This is a genomic window from Tenacibaculum sp. 1B UA (assembly GCF_033978845.1).
In the GTDB taxonomy this organism is placed as follows: Bacteria; Bacteroidota; Bacteroidia; order Flavobacteriales; family Flavobacteriaceae; genus Polaribacter.
On sequence record NZ_JAKVUA010000009.1, the window covers coordinates 1 to 11,098 of the forward strand.

Below are 11,098 nucleotides of genomic sequence, written 5' to 3' on the forward strand. Positions count from 1 at the left end.
CAATATAAAACCTTCTCTTTTTTTATTTCTTGGCGCCATTCTATAAAGAAGAAAGAAGATAACAAATATTGCCTTATGTGGTACGAAAATATGTTATCGTTTTCTTACTGCCAAATTTTTATGTAAATAAATTGTTGCTTTTTTTAAAATTCTTTTTACAAAAAACCTTAACAGTATTAGCTAAACAAAGACTACTACTGGTTAAGTTGTTCTTATAGTCTTTAAAAATTAATTAAGGTATTTTTTCACTTCAATTAAAAAAACATCTAACTCTTTTTCAAAATCTTTCCATGAGGCTTTATTTATTTCTTTATCCACCTCAAAATTCTCTAAAAAAGCGATTATTTTAGTAGCTTTTAACTGCTTGAACATTCCCAACATTTTATGACTAACGTCATTAAATCCCTGTACATCATTGTTATTCACTAATTCTTTTAATAGCAATAAATTCTCTTCAGTATCCTTTAAAAAGGATTCTAATGTGTTTTTTATCTCTGCCTCGTCATTATTCAAGAATGTTTTCAAAGAAGTAATATCAAAGCTACTTGTTCTTTTATTATCAATGTGAGTAATAACTACATCTTTATCTTGAATTTTAAAATCAAAAAATCGCTGTAAAATTTCTTTCAATCTTTTAGGATGAAACGGTTTAATTAAAGCGTCTGAAAAACCATTTTTAACATATTCACTTTCCGATAAGTTTGCTCTTCCTGTCATTGCTATAATAGGCTGACCTTTATAAGAGTTATGTTTTTTTAAGGTTTCCATAAAATGGATACCGTTCATTTTTGGAAGCTGTATATCAGTTAAAACTAAATCATACGTAATATTATTGATTTTATTTAGGGCTTCTTGTGCGTTACTAAAAGAGGTTACCTTCACACCTAACCCTTCTAAAACATTTTTTAAAAGCGCTCTCAAAGAAGTGTCATCTTCTACCACTACAGCATGAATATTAAGGCTTTCACTTTGTGGGCTTATCCCTTTTTTATTTGATTTCTCTTCAGCAAAAGTGATAGGTACAAACAGTGAAAATGTACTACCTTTTCCTAAACTACTTTGTAAAGTTAAAGATCCACCTAAAAGCTCTGCTAGTCTTCTAGAAATGGTCAAACCTAATCCAAACCCATTTTGTCCGTTCTCTTTTTCATGTGCTTGCGTAAATTCTTTAAAAACTTTTTCTTGTTCATCTTTTCCTATTCCAACCCCTGTATCAATTACTGTGATTTCTATATGTTTTTTTTCTTTTGCGCTTCTTAATCTACTCTTTATTGTTATTGAGCCTTCTTTTGTAAACTTACATGCATTAGTTACTAAATTATATAGTATCTGTTTTATTCTAAAAGGATCACTAATAATTAGTGAATTTAGTTTTTCGTCATGATTTACATTTACTAAAACTGGCTTGTTCTGAACAAGGTTTTTAGCACTATTAGCTACTTCTTCTATATTTCTCTTTAAATCAAAAGGGATAGCTTCAATAGTTATTTTACTATTTTCTAATTTAGAAAACTCTAAAAGATCGCCGACAAGCTGCCCCATATATACTGAGGCGTTTTGTATATGCACCACATAATTTTTCTCTTTTGTATTAGCAATTGATTTTTGTAATAACTCGCTAAAACCAGTAATTGTGCTTAAGGGAGTTCTTAAATCATGACTCACCATAGATATTAGTTGTTCCCTACTTTTTAAAAGCGAAGAAGTAACTGCATTCGCATTTTCTAATTCTTGCCTGTAATGTTGACTTCTCCAAAAGTCATTTAAAATTATTATTGAGAAAAGTACAATTATAATAAAGCCAACCCCTGTAGCAAATAGAATTATATTTCTACTACGTCCAAGTGTTTCTTCATGTTTTTTATGAGCTTGGTTCGCGTTAAAAATAACATCTCTTTCTAGTACACTTAAAACCTCCCGTAACTTTCTCGAAATTGTGATATCATTTTCAATTAGTTCCCTTTCTTTTATTCTTAAAAACCTTCGCTTAGTGCTTGTTTCTCTTTGTGCTTTTTGAAGTATTTCTTTAGAAGCAGAAACTAAAGAATCTATTTGCTTCTGTTCTTTAGCATTAACTGGTTTTTCTTCACCTTCTTTATCAAATAACTTTAGATACCTTTCTAAACTTAACCCTGTTTTTTTATTAAAAACCTCTGGGTTATCAACAAGGTCTTTTACTGAACCTTTTCCGAGTAGTGAATCTATAGACCCTAACTTATCTATGGCTTCGTTGATTGATTTTTCTGAAGCATTTCTTTGGTTTAATCTTCTTAAACTGGTTATGTTTTTTCTCTTTTTATTTAAAACTAACTTAATACTATCTAAAATAGATGTTTTTGATACGTCTTTTGCTATAAAGTTAAGTGAATCAATCTTTTTTAGCAACAACTTATTCTCAGTAACATACTCATTATATCGTTTATAAGAGTTCAACTGAATAGCAGCTCTCCCTAAATTTTCATTTTCATATATATCAGCAATTAACCCTCCAGTTTGGATAATATTATTTCTATCGGAAACACCTTGCTTTTGTATTTCTATATATGTTTTTATTTCAGAAAACAACAAGATTCCTGAAATAACTGCTAAAACAGATAGGGTAGCATACCCTACTAAAACCTTAAAAGCTATTTTACGTTTAGATTCTTTCATTAATTAATAGTCTTTGGTAAAAATAACGATACTTCATCTTTCTTGTTTTAAATATATCTGTTAAATTTTAAAATTATTAATATATATTATTTTACCTAAAGACCTCGAAACAATGAAAGATAGTTTGTATTTTTGATGTTTATAAAATCATGTCAAAATGAGAAAAATTCAAATGGTTGACTTACAAGGTCAATATCAAAAAATAAAAAATACAGTTGACACTTCAATTCAAGAAATTCTAAATTCTTCAGCATATATTAACGGACCTTATGTTCGTGATTTTCAAGTTGATTTAGAGAACTATTTAGGCGTTAAGCATGTAATTCCATGTGCTAATGGTACCGATGCTTTGCAAATAGCCATGATGGGCTTAGGTTTGGAACAAGGAGATGAAGTAATTACTGCTGATTTTACATTTGCTGCAACTGTTGAAGTGATTGGATTATTAAAGTTAACTCCTGTTTTAGTTGATGTTGAACCAGATACTTTTAATATTGACATTGAAGCTTTGAAAAAGGCTATTACGCCTAAAACAAAAGCGATTGTTCCTGTACACTTGTTTGGTCAATGTGCTAATATGGAAGCTATTTTAGAGGTTGCAGCAGCACATAACTTATTTGTTATTGAAGATAATGCCCAAGCTATTGGAGCAGATTATACTTTTAAAAATGGAACTAAGAAAAAAGCAGGAACTATTGGAAATGTAGGAACAACTTCTTTCTTCCCTTCTAAAAACTTAGGTTGCTATGGTGATGGTGGAGCTATTTTTACTAATAATGATGAATTAGCTCATACGCTTCGCGGAATGGTTAACCATGGAATGTACAAACGTTACTACCACGATGTTGTTGGAGTAAACTCTCGTTTAGACTCTATTCAAGCAGCTGTATTAAAGGCTAAATTGCCTTTATTAGACAGCTATTGTGATGCGCGTAGAAAAGCTGCGGAATATTATTCTGCTACATTTGCTAACAACCCAAATATTATCACACCAACTATTAGCGATTTTACTACGCATGTTTTCCATCAATATACATTGAGAATTACTAACGGAAAACGTAATGAACTACACCAACATTTATTAGATAACGGAATTCCAAATGCTATTTATTATCCTGTTCCGTTACATGCTCAAAAAGCATATCAAGATGAAAGGTATAATGAAGACAATTTTACTGTAACGAATCAATTAATTGAAGAAGTTATTTCATTGCCAATGCATACAGAGTTAGATGAAGAGCAATTAGCGTTTATTACGAAAACTGTAAATAACTTTATTCAATAATTTGAATTGAAATTTCAATGGATCAAAAAATTAAAACGTTAAAAATTATTCACCTTGCTTTAGTTGCTGGAGTTACTCTTGCTTTTACAATTTTGGGTGATTTCAAGATTATGTTCAACATGGTTATTGATAACTCATCTTTATTGTATGCTTTTATTCCTGCAATAGCTTATGTTGCTAGTAACTTCATGTTTAAAAACATGTTAAACAAAATACAAAAAGATGCTAGTAATGAGGAAAAATTTGCGATTTATCAAACTGCTTCTATAGTAAGATGGGCTATTATTGAAGGTGCTTGTTTTTTAATTTTAATTTTAAAACCAGACTTTTTGCTCTTAGGAGTAATCTTATTAATCTATTTAATTCTTTTAGCTCCAAAAAAAGCACAAATATTTAAAACGCTAGATATTAGAAACTAGTCGTTTCTTACAAAAAACATTAAAATCACTCATTTTTGATTATTTTCAATCAATTTTGAGTGATTTTTTATTCATTTTACTCAAAAAATGAATTTTCACACCTTTAATTTTTGAATTATTTTCACTTCCTATTATCATATTCTTAAAATAGCACACTCCTAATTCAAGAACACACATTTATTAGCTGATTTTTAATGTTTTAACGTTTATTAATTGACATCACGCTTTAAGCTTTTTAGTTTTGTACCCTAATTAAATGATACTAGAATAATGAAATTGATTAAAATTAAAAGAGAAACACGTTTAGAAAAACGATTTTCAAGAAAAATGGGTAAGCTACATACTAATGTTACTTACATTAAAAAAATGTTTTTAAACATTATACCGTTAGAAACGGTACACAAATACAGAGAAACCTATTATGGTGAAGTTAAAGACTGCGAGGATTGTGTCTTAGCTAAATAATAGTTCTCTTTTTCACGAAACAAAAATCCCGCTCCATAAAGAGCGGGATTTTCTATATTATATTTTTTGTATCTACTATTTATGCTAAAGAAGCGCCACTAGCAGCTACACTTCTATCAATTTTACGCATTAATCCTTGTAATACTTTACCAGGACCTACTTCAACAAATTCAGTACCACCATCAGCAATCATTGCTTGCACACATTGTGTCCATCTTACTGGAGCTGTTAATTGCGCTATCAAGTTTTCTTTAATTTCAGCAGGGTTCGTTACTGCTTTTGCTACTACATTTTGATATACTGGACAAGTAGGTTCGTTAAATGTAGTTTCTTCAATAGCTGCTGCTAACTCTTCACGAGCTGGCTCCATCATTGGTGAATGAAATGCGCCTCCTACAGGTAAAAGTAACGCTCTCTTCGCACCTTTTCCCTTTAATACTTCACAAGCTTGTTCAACTGCTTCGACTTCACCAGAAATCACTAATTGCCCTGGACAGTTATAATTTGCTGCTACCACTACTCCATCAATTGAAGCACAAACATCTTCAACTACAGCATCTTCTAACCCTAACACAGCAGCCATGGTAGATGGTTGAATTTCACATGCTTTTTGCATTGCTAAAGCACGTTTTGAAACTAATTTTAATCCATCTTCAAAAGACAATACACCATTCGCTACTAATGCTGATAATTCTCCTAAAGAATGACCTGCAACCATTTCTGGTTTAAAATCATCTCCTAAAACCTTTGCTAAAATTACTGAATGTAAAAAGATAGCTGGTTGTGTTACTTTGGTTTGTTTTAATTCTTCAGCAGTACCTTCAAACATTACGTCGGTAATACTAAATCCTAATATAGTATTTGCTTTTTCAAAAAGTTCTTGAGCTAATGGAGAATTTTCATATAAGTCTAATCCCATCCCTGTAAATTGTGCTCCTTGACCTGGAAAAATATACGCTTTCATTTGTTTGTTTTGTTCTTTATTTAACCCTGCAAACATACAACTTTTAAAATTACTATCTTCGTTTTATGACTGTACAACAAAAATCTCAAGCGCAACTTATTTACCTAGTTTTAGCTTCGTTATTTATAGCCTCTTTGGTAACTTCAAACCTAATTTTTCAGAAGTTTTTTTATTGGGAACCCTTTAACTTATTTCGTTTTGAAGTATCTGTTGGAATTCTTCCTTACCCTATTACTTTTTTAATTACCGATATTCTTTCTGAAATTTACGGTAAGAAAAAAGCGAATCAAGTTGTTGTAGCAGGTATTTTTGCTTCCTTTTTTTCTATGTTAATTATTCTAGTTGCTGATTATGCTCCTGCAATTGACAACTCTCCTATTGGCGACGAAACTTTTACCAAAGTTTTTGGTCTTTCTCCTTTGGCAGTATTAGCTTCTATGTTAGCTTATTTGGCTGCTCAATTTATAGATATTCGTATCTTTCATTTTTGGAAAAAACTAACGAAAGGAAAACATTTATGGCTTCGTAATAATTTTTCTACCTTTTTGTCACAATTTATAGATACTTTTACCGTATTATTTTTATTGAGTTCTTTTAAAATACTTCCTTGGAGTATTTTTGGCAGCCTTTTACTTAGCGGTTTTTTATTCAAAGTCATTATAGCAGCTTTAGACACTCCTGTTTTGTATGCTGCTGTATATTGGTTTAGAAAAAAATTCGGCTTAAAAATGGGAGAGGAAATCACAGAATTTTAAACTAATACTACTATGTTAAACAAGTTTTTTTATAGAATTTTTAAAGAGCATTTTTCTCTTTCAGAAACACTTGCCATTTATCTTAATTTATTTGCTAATCTGATTATTTTTGGAATTTTAGGTTACATATTATTTAAAATATTCAGATATGTTGGTAAAAAAACTATTCATAAAATGGCTGCAAAAACATCAACTAGTTTTGATGATATGCTTATCAAAAACAAAGCTTTTTTAAGTCTATCAAGAATTGTTATTCTTATTATAGTTTTTAATTCACTAAAAGGTATTTTAGTAGATTTTCCTCACCTTCTTTTATATGCAGAGCGTATTATTAATATTGGTATCATATTCTCTATTATTTGGTTTTTAAAAAGTATTTTACTTAGTATTAAAGATTTTTTACGAACTATTGACGCTTTTAAAGACAAACCATTAGAAAGTTACGTGCAAATTTTCATGGTAGTCTTTTGGATTATAGGTATTATTTTATCTTTTTCTGTTTTAACAGGAAAGCCTTTAATTCGGTTTTTAACAGCATTAGGAGCTTTTTCAGCAGTCTTATTATTAATTTTTAAGGATACCATTCTTGGCTTTGTATCAAGTATTCAGGTAGCTGTAAATGACACTGTTAGAATTGGAGATTGGATTACAATGGAAAAATATGGTGCCGATGGTGATGTGGTTGAAATCAACCTTACATCAGTAATCATTAGAAACTTTGACAATACAATATCCAGTATTCCTACTTATTATTTAACCTCCGATTCTTTTAAGAACTGGAGAACAATGAATACCTCAGGTGGTAGACGTATAAAACGATCTATCTTAATTAAAATAAATAGCATTCACTTTCTTACCCATGAAGATATTGAGCGTTTTAAAAAGATTGAGTTAATTTCTGACTATATTGAAAAAAGTAGCAAAGAAGTAAAAAAATACAACGAAGAAAACAATGTAGATAAATCGGTAATTCTAAACGGTAGAAACTTAACCAATTTTGGGTCTTTTAGAATTTACTTGGATAAATACATTGAAAATCATCCAAAAATAAATCAAGATATGTTGTTAATGTCTCGTCAGTTAGAACCTACTCCTAATGGAATTCCATTAGAAATTTATGCCTTTAGTAGAGAAAAGAATTGGGTTGATTACGAACGAGTTATGGCGAACATTTTTGATCATATTTTAGCTTCTGTAAAATATTTTGATTTGGAAGTTTTTCAAAATCCATCAAGTATTGATATCAATAACTTGAAAGAAACACAAAAGAGTGAATAATAATACAGGTACATCTTTATGGCAAATAGCCATCCAAAAATTTAAACGTAGTAAAACAGGTATGTTTAGTTTTGGGTATATTATTTTATGCGGTTTTATTGCTGTTTTTTGTTATGTTTTAGCTCCTGACAATAGTAATTCTGCCAATCAAATGCATTTAGAAATCCACTCGAAACCTCCTGGTTTTTCTGTGCAACTATTAAGCATTCCTTCAGAAGTAAAAAACCAACAATCTTGGTTTTCTGTTTTTATGAATGGAAAACAACATTCAGTAACAGAAATTCCTATAAAATCATTTTCTGTTAAAAACAATCAGTTAGAAGTTATTAAATACTCCGATGGTTTACCAAAAGAGTTTCCTACTTCTTACGAACAATACATTCAACAAAAAACATTTTATTTAGGAACTGATAAATATGGTCGTGATTTATTAAGCAGGTTGTTGATTGGTGCTAGAATTTCATTTTTTATTGGATTTATAGCTGTGTTTATTTCTCTTTTAACAGGAATCCCTATTGGAGCTATTGCAGGTTATTTTGGTGGAAAGATGGATGATTTTATTATGTGGATTATCAATATCACTTGGTCTATTCCAACTCTTTTACTTGTTATTGCCATCACTTTAGCTTTGGGCAAAGGCTTTTGGCAAGTTTTTATTGCTGTAGGGCTATCCATGTGGGTAGAAGTTGCACGTGTAGTTAGAGGTCAAGTCATCACCACCAAACAACAACAATATGTAGAAGCTGCCAAAGCTTTAGGTTTTTCTGATTTTAGAATTATTTTTAAGCATATTTTACCAAATATCTTAGCGCCTATCATTGTAATTTCTGCCGCAAATTTTGCAGCTGCTATTTTAATTGAAAGCGGATTGAGTTTTTTAGGTATTGGAGCCCAACCTCCTACTCCTTCTTGGGGTGCTATGATTAAAAATCACTACAACTACATTATTCTTGGAAAACCTTATTTAGCTCTTATTCCTGGAGTTGCTATTATGAGTTTGGTAATGGCATTTATGCTAATTGGAAATACACTTCGTGATGCTTTGGATGTGAAAGCTTAAAATTTGTAAATTCGCTTTCTTAAATTTTTTTGATATGAGTTTTAGTGTTGAGTTTAAAACAAGGTGGGCAGATTTTGATGCCAACATACACATGCGTCATACCGCATACAATGATTATGCTGCTGAATTACGTTTACGTTTTTTTAAAGAGCATAATGTAACTGTTCAAGATTTTACTAAGGAAAAAGTTGGTCCTATTTTATTTGAAGAAAATACCAAATTTTTACGTGAAATACACATGGGTGAAGATATTACTGTAAACCTAAAAGTTACAGGGTTATCTAACAAAGGAGAACGATGGAAAATTCAACATGAAGTTTTTAATCAAGCAGGTAAACTCTCTGCAATTATCACTGTTTATGGTGCTTGGTTAGATTTGGTTAAGCGTAAACTAACAGTACCTCCTGTTAAATTTCAAGAGATTTTTAACGAAGTTGAAAAAACTGAAGATTTTAAAGAAATCGTTTTAAGTAATTAAATGAGTACTTCTAGGAAAATAAAGGTTGTTATTACCATTGTTGCTTTACTTGTGGGGTATTGGTTACAACAAAAAGAAGAAGCTAAGAACTCTTCTGAACCTACAACAAAAACAGCCAGTAATAAAGCTAATAACTTCAATTACTTTCCTACCTCAACAACTGGAGTCATTATAAAGCATAATGGCTACCAGTTATCGTATAGTGAAAAGCATGAGCAAGCTGAATGGGTTGCTTATCCTTTAGATAAAAGTGATATAGTTTATACCAATCGTAAGCGTCCATTTTTTATTGTAGACCCCAAAGTGAAGACAAAATCTGCAGATTGGAGAAATTATAAAAGATCTGGTTATGACAAAGGGCATTTATGTCCTGCTGGTGATAGACGTGCCTCTAAAAGTGCTCATGATGAAACTTTTTACACTTCAAACATTTCTCCTCAAAACCATGAATTTAATGCTGGTATTTGGAATAAACTAGAGCAAAAAACTCGTTATTGGGCAAAAAAGTATAATCACTTGTATGTTGTTACTGGTGGTGTTTTAGAACCTAACTTGAAAACTATAGGAAAGGAAAAAGTAAGTGTTCCTAATTATTTTTATAAAGTTTTATTAGATTATACGCAACCTGAAATTAAAGCTATCGCTTTTTTACTTCCTCATAAAGAAAGCAACAAACCTCTATCTGAATTTGTAGTTTCTATTGATAAATTAGAACAAAAAACAGGTATTGATTTCTTCCCTGAATTACCTGATACTATTGAAAAGCAACTAGAGACTTCTGCTAATTATAAAAATTGGAGTTTTAGATAACTCTATATTAACTTTAGTACCTGCGTTTTTTTCCAAAGACATACGAAAAAACAATACCATGGCTATTTCCTAACACAGAATCACTAAATCCTGCATTATAGAAGTACACAAATTTTAAGTTTTTTAGAGCATAAATACCCGCTAAAAAATTAATTGATGAACTACTTCGGTAACCAGTACCTATTTCAAATTTGTTTTTATAGTTAACAGCAACATTTGCGTCAATCTGCATAGGTGCTCCACCTTCATACTTTAAGAAAACACTAGGTTTAATCATTACTTCCTCAAATCGATTGGTAAAAAAACGATACCCGAAATAACCATAAACAGGATTTGATATATTTAAATCATCTCTAGACGCTAATTTATCTCCTAAAAGGTTTGGCAACGAAACTCCAGCATAAAAATCTGCATGGTTATATAAAAAACCAATACCTACGGTTGGCACGGTTACATTCATGTTTTCTGAAAATTCTATATCGTCTGTAATACCTAACTCTAACAGGTTCTCATTAAACTGTTGTACCCCTGCTGTTAATCCAAACGATATTACATGTTCGTTATAATGCTGCCAATATGGTCTATCAATCTCTGTGTCAAAAAATATTTTATACGAATATGCAGCATACGCATTTGTATAAGTACTTACCCCTATTTTATCTCTTACAATAGCCCCACCTATTCCCATTTTTTTTCTTGCAATGGGAGTGTGAAAGCTTAATGACAATGTTTTTGGACTTCCTTCAATACTATTTATATAACCATAATTACTAAGTGTAATTTCTGCTCCATCAGACATTCCTGCATACGCTGAGTTTATAATAAACGGATTGTAATTATACTCTGGATACAAAGCCGTCTGTTGTCCCCAATTATTCTGAAATACCATTATAAAAATTAATGGTAAAATATAGTTTCTTATCTCTTTCATC

Annotated in this window: 11 protein-coding genes; 8 read left to right on the forward strand and 3 right to left on the reverse strand. The window is 30.7% G+C overall.

Features of this window, described 5'->3' with window-relative positions:
* Window positions 1–228 precede the first annotated feature (228 nt).
* The gene (locus MK851_RS08505) at window positions 229–2,652 is read right to left on the reverse strand and encodes an ATP-binding protein (RefSeq protein WP_320243137.1); all 2,424 of its coding nucleotides are present in this window, start codon (window positions 2,650–2,652) and stop codon (window positions 229–231) included.
* Between the two features lie 157 nt (window positions 2,653–2,809).
* On the opposite strand from MK851_RS08505, the gene MK851_RS08510 reads away from it, so the two are divergent.
* The 3 genes from MK851_RS08510 to MK851_RS08520 all read left to right on the forward strand — a co-directional run bounded on the left by MK851_RS08510 (window position 2,810) and on the right by MK851_RS08520 (window position 4,821).
* Window positions 2,810–3,937: a DegT/DnrJ/EryC1/StrS family aminotransferase gene (locus MK851_RS08510; RefSeq protein WP_303510805.1), complete on the forward strand. Its 1,128-nt coding sequence runs from the start codon at window positions 2,810–2,812 to the stop codon at window positions 3,935–3,937.
* Window positions 3,938–3,954: 17 nt separating this feature from the next.
* Complete coding sequence (locus tag MK851_RS08515) at window positions 3,955–4,356, forward strand: MFS transporter (RefSeq protein WP_303510806.1); 402 nt, start codon at window positions 3,955–3,957, stop codon at window positions 4,354–4,356.
* Window positions 4,357–4,626: 270 nt separating this feature from the next.
* Complete coding sequence (locus MK851_RS08520; protein ID WP_028891267.1) at window positions 4,627–4,821, forward strand: hypothetical protein; 195 nt, start codon at window positions 4,627–4,629, stop codon at window positions 4,819–4,821.
* 79 nt (window positions 4,822–4,900) lie between these two features.
* Here MK851_RS08520 and fabD read toward each other — a convergent pair whose 3' ends face one another.
* Window positions 4,901–5,785, reverse strand: a complete 885-nt coding sequence (gene fabD, locus MK851_RS08525; protein ID WP_320243281.1) for an ACP S-malonyltransferase — start codon at window positions 5,783–5,785, stop codon at window positions 4,901–4,903.
* A 65-nt stretch (window positions 5,786–5,850) separates the two neighbouring features.
* Between fabD and MK851_RS08530 the strand changes: the two genes are divergently transcribed.
* Genes MK851_RS08530 through MK851_RS08550 form a run of 5 tightly spaced genes read left to right on the forward strand, consistent with a single transcriptional unit; the run spans window position 5,851 to window position 10,166 of the window.
* Complete coding sequence (locus MK851_RS08530; protein ID WP_320243142.1) at window positions 5,851–6,540, forward strand: queuosine precursor transporter; 690 nt, start codon at window positions 5,851–5,853, stop codon at window positions 6,538–6,540.
* A 12-nt stretch (window positions 6,541–6,552) separates the two neighbouring features.
* Window positions 6,553–7,818 (forward strand): mechanosensitive ion channel family protein, encoded by a 1,266-nt coding sequence (locus MK851_RS08535; RefSeq protein ID WP_320243144.1) that lies wholly within the window; start codon window positions 6,553–6,555, stop codon window positions 7,816–7,818.
* Window positions 7,811–8,878, forward strand: a complete 1,068-nt coding sequence (locus MK851_RS08540; protein ID WP_320243145.1) for an ABC transporter permease — start codon at window positions 7,811–7,813, stop codon at window positions 8,876–8,878. Before MK851_RS08535 ends, MK851_RS08540 begins: the two co-directional genes overlap by 8 nt.
* 34 nt (window positions 8,879–8,912) lie before the next feature.
* A complete protein-coding gene (locus MK851_RS08545) occupies window positions 8,913–9,356 on the forward strand; it encodes an acyl-CoA thioesterase (RefSeq protein ID WP_320243147.1) in 444 nt (147 codons plus the stop codon).
* Complete coding sequence (locus MK851_RS08550; protein WP_303510819.1) at window positions 9,357–10,166, forward strand: DNA/RNA non-specific endonuclease; 810 nt, start codon at window positions 9,357–9,359, stop codon at window positions 10,164–10,166.
* Between the two features lie 13 nt (window positions 10,167–10,179).
* Here MK851_RS08550 and MK851_RS08555 read toward each other — a convergent pair whose 3' ends face one another.
* A complete protein-coding gene (locus MK851_RS08555; RefSeq protein WP_303510820.1) occupies window positions 10,180–11,097 on the reverse strand; it encodes a PorP/SprF family type IX secretion system membrane protein in 918 nt (305 codons plus the stop codon).
* Window position 11,098: the final 1 nt, after the last annotated feature.

What these genes read in the sequence shown, in the direction of transcription:
- MK851_RS08535 (WP_320243144.1), top strand. Translation starts at nt 6,553, where the DNA reads ATGTTAAACAAGTTTTTTTATAGAATTTTTAAAGAGCATTTTTCTCTT.
- MK851_RS08545 (WP_320243147.1), top strand. Translation starts at nt 8,913, where the DNA reads ATGAGTTTTAGTGTTGAGTTTAAAACAAGGTGGGCAGATTTTGATGCC.
- MK851_RS08555 (WP_303510820.1), bottom strand. Translation starts at nt 11,097, where the DNA reads ATGAAAGAGATAAGAAACTATATTTTACCATTAATTTTTATAATGGTA.
- fabD (WP_320243281.1), bottom strand. Translation starts at nt 5,785, where the DNA reads ATGAAAGCGTATATTTTTCCAGGTCAAGGAGCACAATTTACAGGGATG.
- MK851_RS08515 (WP_303510806.1), top strand. Translation starts at nt 3,955, where the DNA reads ATGGATCAAAAAATTAAAACGTTAAAAATTATTCACCTTGCTTTAGTT.
- MK851_RS08550 (WP_303510819.1), top strand. Translation starts at nt 9,357, where the DNA reads ATGAGTACTTCTAGGAAAATAAAGGTTGTTATTACCATTGTTGCTTTA.
- MK851_RS08510 (WP_303510805.1), top strand. Translation starts at nt 2,810, where the DNA reads ATGAGAAAAATTCAAATGGTTGACTTACAAGGTCAATATCAAAAAATA.
- MK851_RS08530 (WP_320243142.1), top strand. Translation starts at nt 5,851, where the DNA reads ATGACTGTACAACAAAAATCTCAAGCGCAACTTATTTACCTAGTTTTA.
- MK851_RS08505 (WP_320243137.1), bottom strand. Translation starts at nt 2,652, where the DNA reads ATGAAAGAATCTAAACGTAAAATAGCTTTTAAGGTTTTAGTAGGGTAT.
- MK851_RS08520 (WP_028891267.1), top strand. Translation starts at nt 4,627, where the DNA reads ATGAAATTGATTAAAATTAAAAGAGAAACACGTTTAGAAAAACGATTT.